The organism is Cellulomonas jepli (genome assembly GCF_047229345.1).
Taxonomy (GTDB): domain Bacteria; phylum Actinomycetota; class Actinomycetes; order Actinomycetales; family Cellulomonadaceae; genus Cellulomonas_A.
Genome location: NZ_JBFTER010000182.1, coordinates 1 through 3,788, shown reverse-complemented (window position 1 = coordinate 3,788; position 3,788 = coordinate 1). Strand labels below are relative to the sequence as shown.

Annotated in this window: 4 protein-coding genes; all 4 read left to right on the top strand. The window is 79.3% G+C overall.

All coding sequences use genetic code 11. From position 1 onward, the window contains the following. On the top strand, nt 1–797 hold a 797-nt coding region (locus AB6N24_RS22840), incomplete at its 5' end, for a DUF4129 domain-containing protein (RefSeq protein ID WP_412871650.1). Beyond that, nucleotides 794–1,357, top strand: coding sequence for a hypothetical protein (locus tag AB6N24_RS22835; RefSeq protein ID WP_412871649.1), 564 nt, complete (start codon nt 794–796; stop codon nt 1,355–1,357). The genes AB6N24_RS22840 and AB6N24_RS22835, both read left to right, overlap by 4 nt. A 23-nt stretch (nt 1,358–1,380) precedes the next feature. Beyond that, complete coding sequence (locus AB6N24_RS22830; protein ID WP_412871648.1) at nt 1,381–2,385, top strand: AAA family ATPase; 1,005 nt, start codon at nt 1,381–1,383, stop codon at nt 2,383–2,385. Then, a complete protein-coding gene (locus tag AB6N24_RS22825) occupies nt 2,382–3,722 on the top strand; it encodes a DUF58 domain-containing protein (protein WP_412871647.1) in 1,341 nt (446 codons plus the stop codon). Before AB6N24_RS22830 ends, AB6N24_RS22825 begins: the two co-directional genes overlap by 4 nt. Nucleotides 3,723–3,788: the final 66 nt, after the last annotated feature.

Here is a 3,788-nt window from a genome sequence, read left to right as displayed (position 1 = left end):
CCGCCGGGCAGGGCGCCGAGGGCCGCGCGCCGCTCACCAGCCACGTCGCACGCCGGGTCGCCCCCGTCGCCGTGCTCGTCGTCGGGGTGGTGCTCGCCGCGGCCGCCGCCGGGCCCTGGAGGGTGACCGGACGGCCCACGGCGTGGGAGCTGTTCCCGCCCCAGGACCTGCCCCGCAGCCGCTCGCTCCCGACGCCGCCCCCCGTGGACCTCGAGCCCGGCGCGCTCCCGTCCGGCCTCGTGACGGCCACCGGGTGGGTCGTCGCCGGCGTCGGGGTGCTCGCGGTGCTCGTCGTGCTCGCGCTGCTCGTGCGAAAGGCGCTCGCGGCCCTCGCGCGGCGCGGGGCGGTGACCGAGGGTGGCTCGCCGACCACCGGCGCGGTGGACCTCGTCGAGGGGCTGACCGTGCCGCAGCTCCGGGAGGGCGTGGCTGCCGCCGGCCGGCGGCTCGACGAGGACGTGCCGCCGGGGGACGCGGTCGTCGCCGCCTGGGTCGCGCTCGAGCACGCCGCCGCCGCGACCGGGATCGTGCGGGAGCGCTCGACGACCGCGACCGAGCTCACCGTCCAGGTGCTCGACGCGACGCGGGCCGACCCGGCGGCGACCCGCACGCTGCTCGACCTCTACCTCGCCGCCCGGTTCAGCGCGCACCCGGTGACCGCGGCGGACGTCGCGACGGCGCGGCGCTGCCTCGACGTGCTCGCCGACGGTCTCGCGGACGGCGTGCGGCGCGGACACGAGCACGACGCGGACCGGGCGGGCGCGGCGACCGGGCGCGACCCCGGGGCGACGGCATGAGCGACGTCCACGCCGGGCTGCTCGGCGACGACCGGGCCGGCCGTGCCGCCCGCGCCGTGCACCGCCGGGCCGCCGCGGAGGGCGTCCGCCGCACGGCGGTGGGTGCGCTCGTCGCCGGGGCCGTCGCCGGCGGGATCGGGTGGCTCGTCGGGATGCACGCCGTCCACGCGGTGCTCACCGGGCTGGGCGTCGCCGGGCTCGTGCTCGTCGGTGCGACGTTCGACCCGCGGCCCGACGAGCGCTGGTCGCGCGAGCCCCTCCCGGACGGGCACGGTGCCCGCACCGAGCTCGCGCACCTCTCGTGGACCATGCGCGGACGCGGCGGCCGGGTAGGCGAGCGCGTCGTGCAGCGCCTGCGCCGGACGGCGACGAGCCGGCTCGCGCGCGTCGGGCTCCGGCTCGACGACCCCGCGGACGCCGCGCGTGCCGCCGAGGTGCTCGGGCCGCGCGCGTGGCGGACGCTGCACCCGACCGGCGGGCGGATGCCCCGGTTCGCGGACGTCGAGCACACGGTCGCCCGGCTCGAGTCCCTCGTCGCACCGACGTCCACCCGCCCCTGACCGCCCCCGACCCCGGAGGACCCATGACCACGCCCGCCCCGCTTCCCGTCGCCGAGGTCGCCGAGCGCAGCGACGCCGTGCTCGCCGAGGTCGGGACCGTCGTCGTCGGCATGCAGGACGCGCTGCGCACCGCGCTCGCGGCCGTGCTCGCGGGCGGTCACGTGCTGTTCGAGGACGTCCCGGGTCTCGGCAAGACCCTCGCGGCACGCAGCCTCGCGAGCGCGCTCGGCCTCGACTTCCGGCGCGTGCAGTGCACGCCGGACCTGCTGCCGTCGGACATCACCGGGTCGAGCGTCTTCGACCCCGCGACGGCGTCGTTCGCGTTCCGGCCGGGCCCCGTGTTCACCGGGCTGCTGCTCGCCGACGAGATCAACCGGACGGCGCCCAAGACCCAGTCGGCCCTGCTCGAGGCGATGGCCGAGCGCCAGGTCACCGTGGACGGCGAGACGCACCGGCTGCCCGAGCCGTTCCACGTCATGGCGACGTCCAACCCGGTCGAGTACGAGGGCACGTACCCGCTGCCCGAGGCGCAGCTCGACCGGTTCATGGTGCGCCTTGCCGTCGGCTACCCCGGGCGCGACGCGGAGACCGACGTCCTGCTGCGCCGGCTCGACCGGCGCCACGAGGCCGCGCCGGTCCGCACGGTCGTCGACGCCCCGACGCTGCTCGCGATGCAGGCCGGCGTCGAGGCCGTCACGGTCGACCCCGACGTCGTGCGGTACTGCGTCGACCTCGGCGCGGCGACGCGCGAGCACCCGTCGGTCGAGGTCGGGGCGTCGCCGCGCGGGTCGCAGGCGCTGCTGCTCGTCGCGCGCGCGCTCGCGGTGCTGTCCGGCCGGGACTTCGTCGCGCCCGAGGACGTCAAGGCGGTCGCGGTGCCGGCGCTCGCGCACCGGCTGACCCTCACGCCGCAGACGTGGGCCGCCGGGGTGCAGCCGCAGGACGTCGTGCGCGGCGTGCTCGACCGCGTCGCGGGCCCGACGACGGCGCGCGCGGGGGCGGTGCGCGCGGGCGTGGGGACCGCGTGAGCGAGCCGCCTCTGTCGGGCGTGCGCGCCGCCGAGCCGCCCGGCGTCGACCCCTGGCCCCGCACGAGCGCGTGCGCGATCGGCCTGACCGCCGGGCTGCTCCTGCTGCTCGTCGGTGCGCTCGGTGGCCGGCCCGACGTCGCGCTGCTCGTCGCGGCCCCGCTCGTCGGTGCGGCGTGGGACCTCGCACGGCGACCCGCCGGTCCGGTGCGGGCGCACGTGCGGCCGGCCGACGGGGCGCAGCCCGGCGGTGAGCTGCGCTCGGTGCTGCGGGTCGAGGGGCCGCCCGGGACCGACGCGGCGCTGCTGCGCGTGCGGCGCCCGGGGTCGGGGACCGTCGAGGTGCTGGTCCGCGTGACCGGGTCCCGCGAGCTCCCGGTCGCGGTGCGGACCGTGCGGACCGGACCGCAGGACCTCGTGCACGCCGACGTCCAGGCGCTCGGGGTCGGCCTCGCGACGATCGCCGAGCCCGTGCGCACCGAGCCGCACAGCGTGATGGTCCTGCCCGCGACCCGGCCGCTCGGGGCGCTGCCGCTGCCGTGGCGCCTGCGCGGGCTCACGGGGGCGCACGAGTCCCGGCGCCCCGGCGACGGCGGCGGGCTCCGCGACGTGCACCCGTTCTCCGCGGGCGACCGGCTGCGGCGCATCGACTGGCGCGTCACCGCCCGGCGCGCGCCCGACCTGTCGGAGCTCTACGTCCGGCGCTCCTACGCGCTCGCGGACGCCGTCGTGGTGCTCGTGGTCGACTCGCGCGACGACGTCGGGCCCGACCCGGCGACGTGGGGCGGCCTGCGCCCGGTGCGGCCCGAGGACGCCACGTCGCTCGACCTCGCACGCGAGGCGGCCGCGTCCGTCGCGCAGCAGCTCGTCGCCGTGGGCGACCGCGTGGGTCTCGACGACCTGGGTGCGCGGCGACGGCCCGTCGCGCCCGGCGGGGGTCGGCGCCAGCTCGCGCGCATCGTGCACAGCCTCGCGCTCACGCGGCCCGAGGGGGAGGCGCGGACCCGCGTGCGGCCGCCGCAGCTCCCGTCGGGCGCGCTCGTCGTGGTCTTCTCCACCTTCCTCGACGACGACGCCGCGCTGGCCGCCGCGTCGTGGCGGCGGTCCGGTCACCGGGTCGTCGCGATCGACGTGCTGCCCCGCGTGCGGGAGACGACGCTCAGCGACCAGGAGCGCGTCGCGCTGCGCCTCGTGCGCATCGAACGGGCCGACCGGCTCGCCGCGCTGACCGCCGCGGGCGTCGAGCTCGTGGCGTGGGCGACCGGCGACCCGTGGGTCGACCTGGGGCAGCTCGCGCGGCAGTCCCACCGGAGCCCGGGCGTGGGGGCGGGGCGGTGAGCCGGCTCGCGGAGACGCTGACGACCGGCTGGCGCAGGCCGCCGACGCCGCGCGCCGGGCTGGCGG